16 protein-coding genes and 4 pseudogenes are annotated in these 16,886 nt (G+C 46.7%); 15 read left to right on the forward strand and 5 right to left on the reverse strand.

Going from position 1 to position 16,886, the window contains the following annotated elements; all coding sequences use genetic code 11:
* From B3Z23_RS12475 to B3Z23_RS12490, 4 genes and pseudogenes are all read left to right on the forward strand, one after another.
* Positions 1-200 (forward strand): annotated as a pseudogene (locus B3Z23_RS12475) (hypothetical protein); the annotation flags it as partial.
* Positions 191-541 carry a DUF1493 family protein gene (locus tag B3Z23_RS12480; protein ID WP_294910483.1) on the forward strand — a complete coding sequence of 117 codons (351 nt, stop codon included), beginning with the start codon at positions 191-193 and terminating at the stop codon, positions 539-541. The pseudogene B3Z23_RS12475 and the gene B3Z23_RS12480, both read left to right, overlap by 10 nt.
* A gap of 210 nt (positions 542-751) precedes the next feature.
* Positions 752-1,066, forward strand: coding sequence for a type VI secretion system tube protein Hcp (locus B3Z23_RS18700; RefSeq protein ID WP_349677221.1), 315 nt, complete (start codon positions 752-754; stop codon positions 1,064-1,066).
* A 548-nt stretch (positions 1,067-1,614) separates the two neighbouring features.
* Positions 1,615-2,133 carry an iron transporter gene (locus B3Z23_RS12490; RefSeq protein ID WP_294910486.1) on the forward strand — a complete coding sequence of 173 codons (519 nt, stop codon included), beginning with the start codon at positions 1,615-1,617 and terminating at the stop codon, positions 2,131-2,133.
* Positions 2,134-2,253: 120 nt separating this feature from the next.
* On the opposite strand, the pseudogene B3Z23_RS12495 reads toward B3Z23_RS12490, so the two are convergent.
* From B3Z23_RS12495 to B3Z23_RS12510, 5 genes and pseudogenes are all read right to left on the reverse strand, one after another.
* Positions 2,254-2,379 (reverse strand): annotated as a pseudogene (locus tag B3Z23_RS12495) (transposase); the annotation flags it as partial.
* 137 nt (positions 2,380-2,516) lie between these two features.
* The gene (locus tag B3Z23_RS12500; RefSeq protein WP_294910488.1) at positions 2,517-3,284 is read right to left on the reverse strand and encodes a glycosyltransferase family 25 protein; all 768 of its coding nucleotides are present in this window, start codon (positions 3,282-3,284) and stop codon (positions 2,517-2,519) included.
* Between the two features lie 79 nt (positions 3,285-3,363).
* Positions 3,364-4,206, reverse strand: a pseudogene (locus B3Z23_RS12505) (replication initiation protein).
* Positions 4,207-5,216: 1,010 nt separating this feature from the next.
* The gene (locus tag B3Z23_RS18725) at positions 5,217-5,465 is read right to left on the reverse strand and encodes a glycosyltransferase family 32 protein (protein WP_414716489.1); all 249 of its coding nucleotides are present in this window, start codon (positions 5,463-5,465) and stop codon (positions 5,217-5,219) included.
* A 27-nt stretch (positions 5,466-5,492) separates the two neighbouring features.
* Positions 5,493-5,936 (reverse strand): annotated as a pseudogene (locus B3Z23_RS12510) (replicase); the annotation flags it as partial.
* Between the two features lie 94 nt (positions 5,937-6,030).
* Here B3Z23_RS12510 and B3Z23_RS12515 point away from each other — a divergent pair.
* The 11 genes from B3Z23_RS12515 to rfbD all read left to right on the forward strand — a co-directional run bounded on the left by B3Z23_RS12515 (position 6,031) and on the right by rfbD (position 16,576).
* Positions 6,031-6,279 (forward strand): iron transporter, encoded by a 249-nt coding sequence (locus B3Z23_RS12515; RefSeq protein ID WP_294910490.1) that lies wholly within the window; start codon positions 6,031-6,033, stop codon positions 6,277-6,279.
* 421 nt (positions 6,280-6,700) lie between these two features.
* On the forward strand, positions 6,701-7,876 hold the full coding sequence (manA, locus tag B3Z23_RS12520) for a mannose-6-phosphate isomerase (protein WP_294910492.1): 1,176 nt from the start codon (positions 6,701-6,703) through the stop codon (positions 7,874-7,876).
* A 419-nt stretch (positions 7,877-8,295) separates the two neighbouring features.
* On the forward strand, positions 8,296-9,270 hold the full coding sequence (gene manX, locus B3Z23_RS12525) for a PTS mannose transporter subunit IIAB (RefSeq protein WP_294910493.1): 975 nt from the start codon (positions 8,296-8,298) through the stop codon (positions 9,268-9,270).
* A 48-nt stretch (positions 9,271-9,318) separates the two neighbouring features.
* Positions 9,319-10,116 (forward strand): PTS mannose/fructose/sorbose transporter subunit IIC, encoded by a 798-nt coding sequence (locus tag B3Z23_RS12530; RefSeq protein WP_294910496.1) that lies wholly within the window; start codon positions 9,319-9,321, stop codon positions 10,114-10,116.
* A gap of 12 nt (positions 10,117-10,128) precedes the next feature.
* Positions 10,129-10,977: a PTS mannose transporter subunit IID gene (locus B3Z23_RS12535; protein ID WP_038018198.1), complete on the forward strand. Its 849-nt coding sequence runs from the start codon at positions 10,129-10,131 to the stop codon at positions 10,975-10,977.
* 52 nt (positions 10,978-11,029) lie between these two features.
* Positions 11,030-11,491: a DUF986 family protein gene (locus tag B3Z23_RS12540; protein ID WP_294910501.1), complete on the forward strand. Its 462-nt coding sequence runs from the start codon at positions 11,030-11,032 to the stop codon at positions 11,489-11,491.
* A 183-nt stretch (positions 11,492-11,674) separates the two neighbouring features.
* Complete coding sequence (locus B3Z23_RS12545) at positions 11,675-12,841, forward strand: nucleotide sugar dehydrogenase (RefSeq protein ID WP_294910503.1); 1,167 nt, start codon at positions 11,675-11,677, stop codon at positions 12,839-12,841.
* 340 nt (positions 12,842-13,181) lie between these two features.
* Positions 13,182-14,225, forward strand: coding sequence for a dTDP-glucose 4,6-dehydratase (gene rfbB, locus B3Z23_RS12550; RefSeq protein WP_294910506.1), 1,044 nt, complete (start codon positions 13,182-13,184; stop codon positions 14,223-14,225).
* A gap of 37 nt (positions 14,226-14,262) precedes the next feature.
* The gene (rfbA, locus tag B3Z23_RS12555; RefSeq protein WP_294910509.1) at positions 14,263-15,132 is read left to right on the forward strand and encodes a glucose-1-phosphate thymidylyltransferase RfbA; all 870 of its coding nucleotides are present in this window, start codon (positions 14,263-14,265) and stop codon (positions 15,130-15,132) included.
* A gap of 1 nt (position 15,133) precedes the next feature.
* Positions 15,134-15,664: a dTDP-4-dehydrorhamnose 3,5-epimerase gene (gene rfbC / locus B3Z23_RS12560; RefSeq protein ID WP_294910511.1), complete on the forward strand. Its 531-nt coding sequence runs from the start codon at positions 15,134-15,136 to the stop codon at positions 15,662-15,664.
* Positions 15,665-16,576: a dTDP-4-dehydrorhamnose reductase gene (gene rfbD / locus B3Z23_RS12565; RefSeq protein WP_294910514.1), complete on the forward strand. Its 912-nt coding sequence runs from the start codon at positions 15,665-15,667 to the stop codon at positions 16,574-16,576.
* The last annotated feature ends 310 nt before the right edge of the window (positions 16,577-16,886 follow it).

The following is a 16,886-nucleotide window of genomic DNA, read 5'->3' on the forward strand; positions in this document are numbered from 1 at the left end:
CGGTTTTTAGGGGGGATTACCCCACAGGGAGTATTAAACGTCGGAAATTCACCTATGTGAATAATTTAGGTGCATTTGTTGGCCGGTGGATTCCAGTCGCCGGAATAGTCATTCAGGCTTATAATGTGTCATCAATAACCTATAAAACAACCCTCAGATATAACCTGATTGCTCGTGGTAATGATAAATTATGGCGCTGACGCTGGCTGAAAATACTGTTATCGAATGGTATAAAACCCGCTGGAACGGGCGTTTTTTTTTCTCAAAACAACCCTGGCCGGTAAGCCTGGATACCAGTCTTTCAACCGGTGATCATGCGTGGGTTGTTGAGACTGGTGAGGAAATTATGAATGATTTTTTTCAACGGTTTGAGGTTTCACCGGCAAGATTTAACTTACTGACCTATTGGCCCATCGAGCCTGGCTGGATACCCAATATACTTTTACCAGAATCGATGAAAGTTAACTATACCGCCCCCGCGGCACTGACACTCAAAATGCTGGCAGAATCGACGAATGCCGGCTACTGGTTATACGATTAATTCAGCGAAGGAGCGATTAAATGGCTGTACCTGTCCATTTATTTCTGACCGATGACGGTGGCCCGGTTATCCGTGGATCTTCTGTTATACATAACCGGTGAGGGAGTATGGCATTAACTGCATTGCATCACGGATTAACTCTGCCTGTTGATACCATGACTGGCAAGATAACCGGTCCCCGCCAGCACTCTCCATTTCACTTTACCAAACATGCTGGATAGCGTATCTCCTTATCTGTTCACTGCCGCAGCACCGGGTCAGTCTCTTAAATCAGCTGAGTTTCGTTTTTATCATATTAATTATGCCGGCCATGAAGATGAGTACTACCGGATCACGATGGACAATGTAAAGGTTATTGCGGTCAGTTCTGTGATGTACGATACACGCGAATGTCCGGGGACCGGGCATCAGGAAGAAGTCGCACTGGATATGAAAAGATCACCCATCTTTATAAAGACGGCAACTTGCTGGTACTTGATATATGGAGTGAATGACCAACCGGTTAGAGTTTTCTTTCGCGACTAACCTGTAAAAACGCAGGAGCTATTACGGAACCGATGTTTATGCTATCAATCCAGCTGTACCGGCCGGTTTTATGGTTAAACAGCAGGGTAATAGTCACTTCCCCGGGCTGTTTCCGGTGCCGAACCGCTGATATTTCAACCTGAAACTGTAGATCTGATAAACGGGTTTTCGCAGCATCAATGCTCAATGCAGAAAACTCAGAATTACTACCTGTTATCCGGAGAGTTTTTCTCTAAATCTGTGGGTAATACCGTGGCCTGCTGCTGTACCTGATTTGACTCTCGCGATATTACTGAAACAGTCAAAACATTACGCGGGTCGTTTACGCTAATTTCTTAGCCGGGAATTGTTATTATCCTGGCTGGATGTTTTATCACCATTAAATATTACCAATCCTCTCTCGGTACCTCTGCCGATATCCATTCGTAAATAAATATTAATATGATAATGATTTACATTTACATATATTGTGGCGTGCTCTAGGTTGTCTGCAGGGGCTGGCGCATGGGGTACCAGCCGGTAGCGAATTGTCAGGAGCGATAAGCAGAATGAAATCATCAAAGTTACTTTTGGGTGTGGCGCTGGGATCGCTGATGTTTTCCGGGGCGGTGTTTGCCAAAGAATACCCGATTGGCGGGCCAGTTGAACATGACGGGATGCAGATTGCTTCATCCTATCTGTTGAATATTGAAACCAGTCCGTCGCCTCAATCCATGGTGATGGGTAAAGATGTTATTCATCTGGAAACGGATGTTCATGCTACCAAAGGGAACAAGTGGGGCTTCTCTGAAGGTGAATGGATCCCGTATCTGTCGGTCGATTATGTGGTTCAGAAACAGGGTGACAGCAACTTCCTGGAGTTCGGTCAGTTGTTGCCAATGTCTGCCGATGACGGTGCACATTATGCCCATAGTGTGAAAATGGCCGGTGCCGGTACCTATAAAGTCACCCTGAAATACAACGCTCCGGATGAGGCGGGTTACGCCCGGCATATTGATAAGGCCACGGGTATTCCACAGTGGTTTGCACCGTTTACCGAAACCTTTACTTTCCATTACCCTCAGTAATTCCCAGCCCGGTCTGTCCTTTTGGGCAGACTGGCCAGTCGTTAACTGGTAATTCGCCGAAAAACCGGTGTTTTCATAAGTAGAATTCTCTACTAACCTCAATTCAGGGGCAGGGTTATCCTTCCCCTGGTAAAACGTGGCCTCAGAAATTCCCATCTTACTGCAGACTTCCTCGACCCGTGGCCCGGGTTCCGACTGTTCCAGCGCCAAAGCTACCTGTTCTTCCGTATCACGTGTCTTTTTTATGCCGAATTACCTCATTTACGGAGAGAAAGAAAAGCCGGAAACTGCACTTTACACGTGGACTGAACAAAAGGAAGAGATCAATCACAACGCCAGGCTGAAAAAGGCAGTACTCACCAGAGTCATTATTTATAGCTAAATTAATATTGCGTATATCTCTTTACCCTTTCAAACTTCCTGATAAACACCCGCCAAAAAATATCGGATACCTTCAATGAAAATTTCATCTCACGTTTCATCTTTTTAAAAACCATCCCCCGATAGTGATCCCTTTTTTCAACCAGCAGGGAGCGTTCGGCCTGTATTGAAGATTTGCTTTTATCTTTATCATTAGTGCTTATTATATGGGGTATTGTTGCATAAATACGAACCCCGGATAGTTTTTTGAACACCTCATACATATCAGCTTCAAATCTCACCGGGTGTAATAGTTTCAACATAGCCTTTGCCGCAGAATGAGTTATTATATACCCCGTTGTCCGTATGGCTGACCTGACAGGATATATATTAAATTCAGATAATGTTTCTCTACGGTTCTCAACATAACTCACATCACCCGTAAGCAGGTAAATCCCGTCCTTAACATATGTGGAATTATCAAATTCACTCACAAATCTGACTAATTCATTGCCAAAGGTAGCATCATCTTCCATTATTAATGCAAACGGAAGGTTTTCATCAATAATCCTTTTATACAGGTTTATATGGCTTAAAGAACACCCTATTTCGCCTTTGGTTAAAAAGCTATTTTCGTAATCAAAAACATTTTCTCTCAGAAAATCTTCCGACAATGAACTGCCATCCACAGCATTGTATATCTCTACATCCAACCCAACTCTCTCGCACTCATCGGTTATGTGCTGTTTTTTTTCAACTTCCCGGGGTAAGTTAATCACGAATGTTTTCATTTAAAAGCCTATGGTGACATTAAACAATTAATCAGTTTTTTCTTCTGTAATAAGTAAGTCGGGTAAACCCTGGCGTTAATCATGACTGAACGGTTTGTTCTGAATTAACAACAGACTTAGGTTTACTCCTGCTGCCTCTGGCAGATGGTATTCCCGGTGAATATCTTCTCATAACATGATCATTAAATGATTCTTTAGTTAATTTTATATGAGTCCACTTCGCTATATTTTTAGCCATCCCGCTCACTTTACTTTTATCCAGAGGTGCTGCAAATTGCAGATTACAGGCACTGGCGCGCTCACCGCAGGCTTGTAACCACAGCTTATACTCAGGCCATCCCTGACGAATAGCGCGGTAAGCCCACCTTCCCGTTTTATCAAACAGGGGGCAGTTAAGGCCTGAGCCATAGTCAGCGACGATTTCTTTGTCATTCGCGGCGCTCAGGTCCAGCGAATCGGCCAGCCAGCCCGGCGTGTAGAGTTCCGGCTGCCACACAGCAATTTTCCAATTGTCGTGGTTCGGATTTTAACAGATTAGCCCCAAATACCCCACGTCAGCCTCTGATTTTTTACGTAGCGCGTTCTCCACGGCTGCGGCGTAGCGCACCGGCTTCATTTTTCCGTTCGGCGTGGTGTGTATTGAAGTTTCCCGCGCGTACAACAGGTATGCATGTCCGTTTTCCGGGTTGGTGATGCTCAGCATGGGCGCAGGCGCATTTTGGTCGATCCAGTCGATGGCAACTCCGGGGCGCCCGACGTCGAAGCTCAGCCAGAACATGGCGTAAGGCTGACTGAACCGGATATACTTCGCCAGAATAGCACATTCTTTCCCCGCGATACGCACCCCGAAGTGAAGATCGTCCGGGAAGTGCGGCTTGTGCGGGAGTCGTTCGTTAAACAGTTCGGGGGCGACGTTACGAATATGCCCTGCGCTTATGGCGTGGCACGGCTCATGTGCTAATATCCTTTCAGGGTTAGAGCTGGCCCTGGTTATCATACGGATCCGCCAGGATTAGACATGATGCCCGGGCTTTGTTTTTCTGGCCTTAACGTTAAACCGTCTTGCTCCGTCTGTCGGTCTCACCGCGATTTACCATAACATCCGTTGCCTGCATCGCCTCAGGGGCTCTGAGAGCGTTTCTATGCCTTATACACAACAACCGTCTTACTCCCTGAAACCGCTCAGAATCAGCTGATGATTTATGGCGACGTGAATTGTTATGCCCCGGTATGCCTGACAGTGGTTTTCAGGCAGGAATCGCAGTGTATGCCAAAAAACCAGGGCAAACCGGTAACTGGTTGGGCAATCAGCAGGGCGTGGCGGCAGTGTAAACGCGATAACATTAGCTACGGATGACATGACCTTTCCTCGCTCATTCGCTCACTTCGTTCGGTCATTAGACTGTATTCCCTGAACCAGTCACGGTGGATCCTCTCAGGAGGGTGTTCCGTGTATACGGGCTTACAGAAGGGGGTTACAGGGGGAACTGTGGATGGTGTACAAGTGAAACGGAAGAACTTAAAGGACTGATATCTGATACAGATTATCCAGTGTCAAAAGCGATGATAGATTGTACTATTTGTTGGACAGAGGACCTGGATACAGTCCTCCTGGTGATTACTAAAAAACACAATCAGTTATGCAGTAGTAACTTATCTCCTGAAATGACACTTTTCAGCTTACTCTTAAAATACAACCTGACAATTAATAATAAATCAGAGAATTTCATGTTACTGACAAATCCCTTTAATGTTTTCTTGTCAAAGAGGAAATCAATTCCAATCTTTCTTAAATAGTACTCATTGTGTATTTTATCTTTGTACCGTATTTCATTATTACCAATTTTTAACCACGAACCGCTAAAATGGTGTGTGGCGATATTAGCTGGCAGGTCAAGGTACAGGTACGTTGATGGATATAAGTGGATGTAATCAACAAAGATTCACCCCACCATAATAAAAAAGTGCGTGCGCACGAACATAATCAGATACGAACGCAAATTTCTTATGCTTATAAGCTTTTTTTGTATATTGGCTTGAAGAGATGTCAAAGCTGTCTTCATTCCAGCTTTTTATTTCATAATCAGGGCAAAATAACAACCAGCTATCCATGATTTTTCTGATATCATCGGGAATGTCACCATTACCAAACCAGCAATAATGTATTATTTTAGGGATCATATTAAGCTCAAAATAAAAAATATAAATTCATCCATCCCGCTTTCTTCTATAATAAGCAGAACGACTAATACCCAACTTAGACCAGGGCTGAATAGTTTTTCAGAGCCTGGAGCAGGCTTCCTTTTGCTCCCGGAACCTCTAATTTATTGTGTTTTTTACGAGTTAGCTCTGGAAACACAATAACTAAAACTCTCCCCGCTAAACCTTGATTTAGTCCTTTTTGTAGCAATACTTTTTGCTATCCCAGTCACCTCCTTTTCATCTCAAGGAGCAGCGAATTGCAGATTGTACGCACAGGCGCGTTGGTAGCAGGCTTGTCGCCACTGTTCATACTCAAGGCCAGCCCTGACGGAGCGCACGGTATGCCCACTTACGGGTTTTATCGAACAGGGGGCAGTTACACCCTAAACCGTAATCGACGACGATTTCTTTGTAGTTCGCGGCGTTCAAATCAAGCGAATCGGCTAACCAGTACCACCATAAGGAACAACGAAACTGACAGGACCAGTATGGTTACCCGCACCCGGGTAATCACGCCTGTCCACATGGTCGCTCTCCTGTATTCATGCAGATACCTTGCAGGCCACCGGTTCCGGTAGCCCGGACAACAGGTCAGTTGTTGCCTGTGTCTGCCGATGACGGTGCACATTATGCCCGTAGTGTGAAAATGGCCGGTGCCGGTGCCTATAAAGTCACCCTGAAAGACAATGCTCCGGATGAGGCGGGTTACGCCGGGCACATTGATAAGGCCACGGGTATTCCACTGTGGTTTGTACCCTTTACCGAAACCTTTACTTTCCATGACCCTCAGTAATTGCCAGCCAGCTCTGTCCCTATGGGGCAGGCCGGCCTGTGGTTATTGCCTGGTTGTTCTCTGCGAAAATTATTCCTCCTGCCATCTTTAACCCGCCGGTTCCCTGTATCCAACTCATTAATCTGCCGCAGTATATGATTTTATTCTTTAATTCGTCCGCGGATACTTTTGCCGATGGCTGAACTTTTTATAAAAACCTGATGACTGCTGGCCTTATTTTACCGGTCAATATTTTTAGCTGATTTACCTGCGGTTCATGGCGGGCCTCTTTTGCAATAAGTGCCCTGACAGAATTTATTTAATAAATATTTGCGCCAGATCTCATGTTTGTTAGTTGCTGTGGGTTAACTAACGGATTGCCGTAATTAATGTTTTATATTTTTAGCGGAATCCGAACGGGCAGATGCACCAAGGAACAGAGATGGATAAATTAATTAATACCATTCAGCATTATGACTGGGGCAGTAAAACCGCATTAACCAAATTGTACGGTATTGAAAATCCTGAGAATCTGCCTATGGCCGAATTATGGATGGGCGCACACCCGGATGCTCCTTCCCGGGTGGCTGTGGCAGGCCAGCCAGTAAGCCTGGCAGAGTTAATTCGTCAACAGCCACAACAGTTACTCGGTGAGAAAGTGGCCCGCCGCTTTGCCGGACTGCCTTATTTATTCAAAGTATTGTGTGCGGCCGGCCCTCTGTCGGTGCAGGTGCATCCGGATAAACAGGCTGCAGAGCAGGGCTACCAGCGTGAGAATCAGGCCGGTATTCCGTTAACGTCACCGCTACGCAACTATAAAGATAACAACCATAAACCTGAACTGGTGTATGCCCTGACACCGTTCAGGGCGATGAATGGTTTTCGGCCGCCGCAACAGATTGCCGGGTTCCTGGATCCGCTTGCCGGTGCGCATCCGCAAATTGCCGCTTTTGTCGCCAGGCCAGAGATGGCCGGGTTAAGAGAACTTTTTGCCGTATTACTCTCTCTGCAGGGGGATGAGGCTGCGCTGGCGCTGAAACGGCTGGCAGAGGTCAGTGTCGGCTTGCCGGGAGAGACCTGGCAGACCGTACGCAGCCTGCAGCACAGTTACCCGGGAGATATGGGGCAGTTTATGCCATTGCTACTTAATGTGGTGGTGTTGCAACCGGGTCAGGCGATGTTTCTGTTTGCCAAGACCCCGCATGCTTATTTGCAGGGTAGCGGGCTGGAGATTATGGCGAATTCCAATAATGTGCTGCGCGCAGGGCTGACCGCTAAACATATTGATATCCCCGAGCTGCTGGACAATGTGGAGTTTGTGAGCCGCCCGGCGGAACAGTTACTGACTCAGCCAGTTGTTTCGCAGTATGAAATTAGTTTTCCGGTGCCGGTGGATGACTTTAGCTTCGCTGTACATCAGTTGCAGCTCACGGCACAGGCGTTGTCATGGCCGGGTCCACGGATCATATTTTGCCTGGAAGGCACTGCCCGTTGTGAGTGTTCTGGTCAGCAACTGACCCTGCGGCCGGGGGAGTCGGCATTCATTCCGGCGGATGAAGGTCCGTTAAGGGTCAGTGGCCAGGGCAGGCTGGCCGGTTCTTTCTGTGATATTAACTGAATTGTTTTTACTGGTGGCAGAGTAAACTCTGCCCGCTATTTTTTGTGATCTTTATCAAGGTTGTTTTTTATTTTTCAATCATCGTAAAGATTTCTCCTGGTAAATCATTACGATAATTAAATTTATTGATTTCATTTGCATTCCGCTAACACTGTAAAAATCCTGGCTGCAAGGGGTTAACCGGGTTGTTATTAATATGTCACCTTAGCGAAATATATTAGTTTAAATAATGTCAGCTATCAGATAAGGTCGATTTATTCCCTCGATTTACTGCGCTTCATCACATATTTTATTTTTTTTAGAGAATAAAATAACTCCGTGAATGAATACACTTTCCTGACACCTGCGTGGCTTTTTTTATCATAACAATGGCAGGTGCGGGACCTTTGAGAAAGATGTAGTTCAACGGGAGGTAGCAAGTGACTATTGCTATTGTGATTGGTACTCATGGTTGGGCAGCAGAACAACTGCTGAAAACCTCAGAAATGCTATTAGGCGAGCAGGGAAATGTCGGCTGGATTGACTTTGTTCCCGGTGAGAATGCTGACACGTTAATTGAAAAATATACTGCGAGGTTAACTGAGCTCGATACCAGTGAAGGTGTGCTTTTCCTGGTGGATACCTGGGGGGGCAGCCCGTTTAATGCGGCCAGCCGCATGGTGGTGGATAAAGAAAATTATGAAGTCATTGCCGGGGTTAACGTACCTATGCTGGTCGAAACCTTTATGGCAAGAGACGATAACCCGACCTTTGCCGAACTGGTCGCACTGGCACTGGAAACCGGTCGCGAAGGTGTCCGGGCCCTGAAACATCAGCCGGAAGCCGCCGCAGCACCTGTGGAAGCCCCTCAACCGGTCAAACCTGCCGTGGTCGCCCCGGCACAACCTATGTCCGACAGTGATTATATGGTCATTGGCCTGGCGCGTATCGATGACCGTCTGATTCATGGTCAGGTGGCGACCCGTTGGACCAAAGAAACCAATGTGACACGTATTATTGTGGTCAGCGATGAAGTCGCGGCAGATCAGGTGCGTAAAACATTGCTGACTCAGGTCGCTCCTCCCGGAGTGACTGCTCATGTCGTGGATATCGCCAAGATGCTGCGGGTGTATAACAACCCTAAATATGCCGGACAGCGGGTGATGCTGCTGTTTACCAATCCAACGGATGTGGAACGGGTGGTCGAAGGGGGAGTGAAAATCACCAGCGTAAACATTGGGGGTATGGCGTTCCGTCAGGGTAAAACCCAGGTGAATAATGCAGTTTCTGTGGATCAGAAAGATATCGGGGCGTTCAAAAAACTTCATGCCCGGGGCATTGAGCTGGAAGTCCGGAAAGTCTCAAGCGATCAGAAACTTAAAATGATGGATCTTATCGGCAAAGTGAGCCAGTAGCCTGGTCACCGTGTCGCATTATCAGTTTAACCTCACAGGAGAAGTACAATGGAGATAACCACCCTTCAGATTGTACTGATATTCATCGTTGCCTGTATTTCCGGCATGGAGTCGATACTTGATGAGTTTCAGTTCCACCGTCCTCTGGTGGCCTGTACCTTAGTCGGTATAGTCCTTGGTGATATGAAAACCGGGATTATTATCGGCGGTACCTTAGAAATGATTGCTTTGGGCTGGATGAATATCGGTGCCGCAGTGGCCCCGGATGCTGCCCTGGCGTCAATTATATCCACCATCCTGGTCATTGCCGGGCATCAGGGTATCGGTGCTGGTATCGCGCTGGCCATTCCTCTGGCGGCGGCCGGTCAGGTATTAACGATTATTGTTCGTACCATCACCGTGGGCTTCCAGCATGCGGCCGATAAGGCGGCGAATAACGGTAACCTGACGGCACTCTCCTGGATACACGTTTCGGCTTTACTGCTGCAGGCGATGCGTATTGCCATTCCTGCGGTGATTGTGGCTATTTCGGTCGGTACCAGCGAAGTGCAGTCCATGCTGAACTCAATACCGGAAGTTGTGACTAATGGCCTTAACATTGCGGGCGGTATGATAGTCGTCGTCGGTTACGCCATGGTCATTAATATGATGCGTGCCGGCTACCTGATGCCTTTCTTTTACCTGGGTTTTGTCACCGCTGCTTTCACCAATTTCAATCTGGTGGCGCTGGGTGTTATCGGGGCGGTAATGGCGGTGCTGTATATCCAGCTCAGCCCTAAATATAACCGTTCTGCGGCACCTGTGTCGGCGGCAACAAACAACGACCTTGATAACGAATTAGATTAAGAGGTGAGAGAAATGGTTGATACAGCTCGTCCTACAGAGAAAAAACTCACCCCCGGCGATATTCGTGGTGTCTTTATCCGTTCAAACCTGTTTCAGGGGTCATGGAACTTTGAACGTATGCAGGCGCTGGGGTTCTGTTTTTCGATGGTTCCGGCTATCCGCCGGTTATACCCGGAAAATAACGATGCCCGTCGTCAGGCGATCAAGCGTCATCTGGAATTCTTTAACACCCATCCTTACGTGGCGGCACCGGTACTGGGCGTAACACTGGCGATGGAAGAAAAGCGTGCCAACGGCGCGGAAATCGATGATGCTGCGATAAACGGTATCAAAGTGGGTCTGATGGGCCCACTGGCCGGGGTTGGTGACCCGATTTACTGGGGAACGGTTCGTCCGGTATTTGCCGCTCTTGGGGCAGGGATTGCGATGAGTGGCAGCCTGCTCGGACCCTTACTGTTCTTTGTGCTGTTTAATATTGTGCGCCTGCTCACCCGCTATTATGGTGTGGCTTACGGATACCGAAAAGGGATTGATATCGTTAAAGATATGGGCGGTGGCTTCCTGCAAAAAATGACGGAAGGGGCGTCGATTCTCGGCTTATTTGTCATGGGGGCTTTGGTTAACAAATGGACCCACGTCAATATCCCGTTAGTGGTTTCAACTATCCGGGATCAGAACGGTGCTGAGCATGTCACCACCGTGCAGACGATTCTCGACCAGTTGATGCCGGGGCTGGTGCCGTTATTGTTAACCTTCGCCTGTATGTGGCTGCTGCGTAAGAAAGTGAATGCGTTGTGGATCATTATTGGTTTCTTTGTTATCGGTATTGTAGGTTATGCGATAGGGTTACTGGGTCTGTAATCTTTAGTGTTTAAGCGGGGGCTGTCAGCTCCCGCTATGTTTTGGAGTGCTTATGTCGCTGACCGAGGTGGTTCTGTTGCTGTTTGTGGCCTGCCTGATAGGCTGGTTACTGTTTGATGAAGTGGTGACCGGATGGCTGAAAGGACCGACAACGCTGAAGGTCGGGTTGTTACGTGGTAAGCGGATTGACGGGGCTATTTTTATCGGGCTGGTCGCGATATTGCTTTACAACAATATTCATAACCAGGGGTCAACCCTGACCAACTGGTTGTTGTCGGTTTTGCTGTTGGCAGGTGTCTATCTTGTCTGGCTGCGTCGACCAATGTTGTTATTGAAAACAGAAGGATTCTGGTACTCATCGCTGTTTATTCCTTACTCGCGGATTCAGAAAATGAATCTGTCAGAGGACGGGGTGTTAGTCATTGGTCTTGAATCACGTAATCTGCTGATCCGCGTGCGAAATATTGATGATCTTGAACAAATTTACCGCACTATGGTAGCAACACACGGCTGAAAGCCGTGTTTTCTCGTCCGTTGTTACGCTGAATCTATTCCTCCTGATTCCTAAAAGCGTTAAAAATCACATAATTTGTTTGGTTGTTATCGTCAGCAACGGCACAATAGTCTTCATTATTCCGCTCTACCTGAGCATCGCAGAGTCTGGCAGTTTTACGCTTACTCAATGGACGTATGTACTATGAAAATTGCTATTGCCGGCACCGGCTATGTCGGGCTTTCTAATGGTATTCTGCTGGCACAACATAATGAAGTGGTCGCATTAGACATTGACCAGGCCAAAATAGATAAACTGAATAACGGTATTTCTCCGATTATCGATACCGAAATCGAACATTATCTGGCGATTAAACAGCTGAACTTTACCGCTACCACAGATAAGCAACAGGCGTATGCCGGCGCCGATTATGTAATTGTCGCCACGCCAACCGATTATGATCCGGTCAATAACTACTTTAATACCAAAAGCGTTGAGTCGGTGATTAGCGATGTGCTGGCGATTAATCCGCAGGCAACCATCGTGATTAAGTCGACTATTCCGGTGGGTTTTACCCGCGCTCTGAAACAGCGTCTTGGGGTGGATAATATTATTTTCTCGCCTGAGTTTCTGCGTGAAGGTCGTGCGTTGTACGACAACCTGTACCCGTCCCGTATCGTGGTTGGCAGCCAGACCCCTGCCGGAAAACGCTTTGCCGGACTGCTGGTAGAAGGTGCAGAGAAAGAAGATATCGCGGTACTGTTTACCGATGATACTGAAGCCGAAGCGATTAAACTGTTTGCTAATACTTATCTGGCGCTGCGAATTTCTTACTTTAATGAGCTGGACAGCTATGCTGAGCACCACGGCCTGAACAGCCGTCAGATTATCGAAGGTATCGGTCTGGATCCGCGTATCGGCAGCCATTACAACAATCCCTCCTTTGGCTATGGCGGTTACTGCCTGCCGAAAGATACCAAACAGTTGCTGGCCAACTATCACAACGTGCCGAACAACATTATCAGTGCGATTGTTGATGCTAACCGTACCCGTAAAGATTTCATCGCCGACAGCATTTTAAAGCGTAAGCCGAAAAAAGTGGGAATCTATCGGCTGGTGATGAAGGCCGGCTCAGATAACTTCCGTGCCTCGGCGGTGCAGGGTATTATGAAGCGCCTGAAATCCAAAGGCGTAGAGGTGATGGTTTATGAACCGGTGCTGAATGAACCGTTGTTCTTTAATTCGCCGGTCACCCATGACGTCAATGAGCTGAAACAGCAGTGCGATGTGATTATTGCCAACCGTCTGGTCGATGAACTGAAAGATGTCAGCGATAAAGTCTATACCCGCGATCTGTTCGGCAGCGATTAAGTTTTTGTGAAAGAAAGCCCCGCCGCAGTGACCTGCAGTGGGGCTTCTCAATATTCTGAGTGACTCTCTCCGCTAAGAACATAAATTCAACTATTTAGTGATCTGGCCAGAAAATACTGTCTTTTCTGATGATTGCTCATATCAGACTATGTCTACACTATCTCTGTTTGCAAAAATCGGCGTAGTCGAATTCCGGGATATTGATCAGAAATGATACGACTGATTAAAAGTGTGTGACAATAACAGCTGATCGCATCCCTGCGATCTGCTGCCACTATTGAAGGTGACCGGTGGTGAGAAAATTGATCAGCCCTATGCTGTTGTGGACGGATGGCTAACTATGAAAATTGTGGTAACGGGTGGCGCCGGATTCATCGGCTCAGCAGTGGTAAGATACCTTATCAGGCACACTTCTGATGAGATAATTGTCATTGATAATCTGACTTATGCAGGCCATCTCTCCTCATTATCAGAAATCGCTGGCAACGAAAGATTTCGGTTTGAACGTCTTGATATCTGTGACAGAAAAGGCGTAGAGGCGCTGATATTAAAGGTGCAGCCTGATGTGATAATGCATCTGGCCGCAGAAAGTCATGTAGACCGGTCTATTGATGGTCCTGCGACATTCATTAATACTAATATTGTTGGTACCTATAATTTGCTGGAAGCTACCAGGTGCCTGTTGAATCAATGGGGGCAGGGGAGTCAAAGAAATTTCCTGTTTCATCATATCTCTACCGATGAGGTATACGGAGATCTGGATAATCCAACGGATTTCTTTCGGGAAAATACTCCCTATGCCCCCAGTAGCCCGTATTCGGCCTCAAAAGCTGCCAGTGACCATCTGGTGCGTGCATGGCACAGGACCTATGGCCTGCCGGCGATTGTGACCAATTGCTCAAACAATTACGGTCCCTACCATTATCCGGAAAAACTGATTCCATTGACTATCCTGAATGCCCTGGAAGGAAAAACTATTCCTGTTTACGGCGATGGTAAACAGATCCGCGACTGGTTGTATGTCGATGACCATGCCCGCGCTCTGTATCAGGTTATCACCCGCGGAAAGCCCGGAGAAACCTACAACATAGGGGGTAACAACGAACATACCAACATCGACGTTGTGACCTGTATTTGTGATCTGCTTGAAGAGTTACATCCGGTTAAACCGCAAGGGGTGTCACATTATCGGGAGTTGATTACTTATGTTGCTGACAGGCCTGGCCATGACAAACGTTATGCGATAGATGCGACTAAAATTAAATCTGAACTGGGCTGGGAGGCTCAGGAGACTTTTAGTAGCGGATTACGTAAAACCGTACAATGGTATCTTGAACATACGGACTGGTGGCAGGCGGTAAGATCCCGAATGTCTGAAGCCTGAAGTCCCGGGGCTGATAATGATGAACACAGGAGAACTTATGAAAGGAATAGTGTTAGCAGGTGGAACCGGATCTCGTCTGTATCCGATAACCCAGGGTGTCTCTAAACAGTTGCTGCCTGTCTATGACAAACCGATGATCTACTATCCAATATCGGTCCTTATGCTTTCAGGTATCCGTGATATTTTAATCATCACTACGCCGGAGGATAATTCCTCTTTCAAACGTTTGCTGGGTGACGGGACGGCTTTTGGCGTTAACTTCAGCTATCAGATCCAGTCAGTTCCGGCAGGTCTGGCAGATGCGTATTTAATTGGCGAAGAATTTGTACAGGGCCAGCCTTCCGCATTAGTGTTAGGCGATAATGTTTTTTTTGGTCAGGGATTTGGCAGTAAGTTATCAGATGTTGCTCAGCGCACTTCAGGGGCGACAGTGTTTGGCTACCAGGTAAAAGATCCGCAACGCTATGGCGTGGTCGAAATAGACGAAAATACCAAAGCCCTTTCCCTGGAAGAAAAGCCGTTATTGCCAAAATCTAACTGGGCGGTGACCGGTCTCTATTTTTATGATGAGCAGGTCGTTGAAATGGCGAAACGTGTTAAGCCATCTGCGCGTGGTGAACTTGAGATAACCTCGATTAATCAAATGTATCTCGAGGCCGGTCAGTTAAATGTCGAACGTCTGGGACGTGGTTTTGCCTGGCTGGATACGGGGACTCACGAGAGCCTTCTTGATGCATCTCAGTTTATTCACACAATAGAAGAAAGGCAGGGTTTTAAAGTAGCATGCCTTGAGGAGATTGCATTCAGAAATGGCTGGTTAAGCAAAGAACAGGTTGCGGACCAGGCCAAAAGACTGGATAAAACAGGGTACGGTGAATATCTCGGACAACTTATTGCTGGCTTTTGATATGAAGATACAGGATACGTTAATCCCGGATGTTAAAATCATTCAGCCGTCAGTTTATGACGATAATCGGGGTTTTTTCTTAGAGACTTTTCAAAAAAAACGTTATCAGCAGGCCCTGAATATTAATTTTGATTTTGTACAGGATAATCACTCCCGCTCTGTCAGGGGAGTTCTGAGGGGGATGCATTTTCAGAAGAAAAATCCTCAGGGTAAATTAGTCAGAGCTGTACAGGGTGAGATTTATGATGTGGTTGTTGATATACGAAGAGACTCTTTAACTTACGGGAAGTGGGTAAGTGCGAACTTATCTGAGACTAATAAATTCCAGTTATGGGTTCCTCCGGGACTGGCGCATGGTTTTTTGGTTCTGTCAGAAAGTGCCGATGTAGAATATAAATGCACTGCGGAATATGAAGCCAACCATCAAATGAGCTTATTATGGAATGATCCTGATGTGGGGATTATATGGCAAACAGATTCCCCTGTGCTTTCTGAAAAGGACCAGCAAGGAGTATTGCTGAAGAATATATAAATGAAAGTTCTTCTTTGCGGCGGGAATGGGCAACTTGGAAAATATCTACAGAGAGAAAGTCCACAGCAATGGAAAATCACAGTCACCGGGAGAGATGAGTTAGATATTAGCGATCTCTCTGCAGTTGATATTTTTATTAGTGAACTTTGCCCAGATTATATTATCAATGCGGCAGCTTATACGGCTGTGGATAGGGCAGAGCGTGAGCCGCATCAGGCTGATGCTGTTAACCATCAGGGCGTCAGGAATCTGGCTCTGGCAGCGAAAGCGACCGGAGCAAAATTAATTCATATTTCGACTGACTATATTTTTGACGGCCTGTCTGAATCAGGCTACAGCGAATATTGTTTACCAAACCCTGTCAATACATACGGGAAAACTAAGCTGGCTGGAGAAGAAATTCTTAAACATATATTGCCCGGGGCTTTAATAATACGCACCAGTTGGGTGTTTAGCGAGTTTGAAGGGAATTTCCTGCGTACTATTTTGCGTGTCTCCGGGGAAAGAAACTCCGTAAATGTCGTGTCGGATCAGTTTGGCTGTCCAACGTATGCAGGTGATTTGGCTAAAGCGATCATAGTTCTGTCACAATCAGTAATATCGGGAGGAACATTTAATTTTTGCAATTATCCGCCCGTTAGTTGGTATCAGTTTGCTGAATATATTATTGATCAGGCTTTTATTCAGGGATATCTGGCCGCGAAACCAGAACTGAATGCTATCCAAACGGCTGAGTATAATAGCCTGGCGGCCAGACCAAAAAACACCGGACTGGACTGTCAAAAGATAAGCCAGTATTTAGTTTTATCGGACTGGAAACCATCGGTTGACTGGATTATTAACAAGCTGGTCGACGAACTGAAAGATGTCAGCGATAAAGTCTATACCCGCGATCTGTTCGGCAGCGATTAAGTTTTTGTGAAAGAAAGCCCCGCCGCAGGCGTAATGCTACGTTACCTGCTGCGGGGCCTTACTTTACTCCCTGTTATCCTGCAGCATCCGGGGTGTCCTCTGGCATCCTTGCCAGTATTGACACCCCTTCAGGGAGTCACTGCTTATTTATGAAGTCATAAGACATATTTTGCTTAACAGCAGGATCGCTGTTAGGTGATTAACGACCTGCTTCTTACTTCTTACCTCTTTTATTACTTCTTCTTCTACTTCTTCTACTTCTACTTCTACTTTTTCTACTTCTACTTCTCACTGCCACTGCTTTCCTGAC

Origin of the sequence: Tatumella sp. UBA2305, from assembly GCF_002345795.1 — a bacterium.
GTDB lineage: Bacteria > Pseudomonadota > Gammaproteobacteria > Enterobacterales > Enterobacteriaceae > Tatumella > Tatumella morbirosei.

What these genes read in the sequence shown, in the direction of transcription:
- B3Z23_RS12480 (WP_294910483.1), top strand. Translation starts at nt 191, where the DNA reads ATGGCGCTGACGCTGGCTGAAAATACTGTTATCGAATGGTATAAAACC.
- B3Z23_RS18700 (WP_349677221.1), top strand. Translation starts at nt 752, where the DNA reads ATGCTGGATAGCGTATCTCCTTATCTGTTCACTGCCGCAGCACCGGGT.
- B3Z23_RS12490 (WP_294910486.1), top strand. Translation starts at nt 1,615, where the DNA reads ATGAAATCATCAAAGTTACTTTTGGGTGTGGCGCTGGGATCGCTGATG.
- B3Z23_RS12500 (WP_294910488.1), bottom strand. Translation starts at nt 3,284, where the DNA reads ATGAAAACATTCGTGATTAACTTACCCCGGGAAGTTGAAAAAAAACAG.
- B3Z23_RS18725 (WP_414716489.1), bottom strand. Translation starts at nt 5,465, where the DNA reads ATGATCCCTAAAATAATACATTATTGCTGGTTTGGTAATGGTGACATT.
- B3Z23_RS12515 (WP_294910490.1), top strand. Translation starts at nt 6,031, where the DNA reads ATGCAGATACCTTGCAGGCCACCGGTTCCGGTAGCCCGGACAACAGGT.
- manA (WP_294910492.1), top strand. Translation starts at nt 6,701, where the DNA reads ATGGATAAATTAATTAATACCATTCAGCATTATGACTGGGGCAGTAAA.
- B3Z23_RS12530 (WP_294910496.1), top strand. Translation starts at nt 9,319, where the DNA reads ATGGAGATAACCACCCTTCAGATTGTACTGATATTCATCGTTGCCTGT.
- B3Z23_RS12535 (WP_038018198.1), top strand. Translation starts at nt 10,129, where the DNA reads ATGGTTGATACAGCTCGTCCTACAGAGAAAAAACTCACCCCCGGCGAT.
- B3Z23_RS12540 (WP_294910501.1), top strand. Translation starts at nt 11,030, where the DNA reads ATGTCGCTGACCGAGGTGGTTCTGTTGCTGTTTGTGGCCTGCCTGATA.
- B3Z23_RS12545 (WP_294910503.1), top strand. Translation starts at nt 11,675, where the DNA reads ATGAAAATTGCTATTGCCGGCACCGGCTATGTCGGGCTTTCTAATGGT.
- rfbB (WP_294910506.1), top strand. Translation starts at nt 13,182, where the DNA reads ATGAAAATTGTGGTAACGGGTGGCGCCGGATTCATCGGCTCAGCAGTG.
- rfbA (WP_294910509.1), top strand. Translation starts at nt 14,263, where the DNA reads ATGAAAGGAATAGTGTTAGCAGGTGGAACCGGATCTCGTCTGTATCCG.
- rfbC (WP_294910511.1), top strand. Translation starts at nt 15,134, where the DNA reads ATGAAGATACAGGATACGTTAATCCCGGATGTTAAAATCATTCAGCCG.
- rfbD (WP_294910514.1), top strand. Translation starts at nt 15,665, where the DNA reads ATGAAAGTTCTTCTTTGCGGCGGGAATGGGCAACTTGGAAAATATCTA.